This window comes from Ochrobactrum sp. SFR4, assembly GCF_019730395.1.
Lineage (GTDB): Bacteria > Pseudomonadota > Alphaproteobacteria > Rhizobiales > Rhizobiaceae > Pseudochrobactrum.
The window spans coordinates 1-229 of sequence record NZ_JAAPBB010001512.1 but is presented as its reverse complement, the minus strand read 5'-3'; the positions used below and the strand labels follow the sequence as shown (position 1 = coordinate 229).

The window sequence follows — 229 nt, the reverse complement described above, 5'->3', positions numbered from 1 at the left end:
ACAAAAGTATCGGCATTGGTATGCGGATCCCAGTAATCAATACCCCACTGGCCGATGTAAATATCATGCTTACGCGCACGATATTTGGTTAGTGTCTGCTTGCCGTCGCCCGGAATAATCTCAAGTTTGATATTCGCTTTGGCAAAGGTTTGCTGAATGGATTCCGCAATGCCGGTGACCGGCTGGGTGTTACGTACATCCATGGTAATGGTGAAACCGTCTTTCAGAC

General features: G+C 47.6%; 1 protein-coding gene. It reads right to left on the bottom strand.

The window, feature by feature from the left end; genetic code table 11:
* On the bottom strand, positions 1 to 229 hold a 229-nt coding region (locus HBA93_RS24065), incomplete at both ends, for an ABC transporter substrate-binding protein (RefSeq protein WP_286202187.1).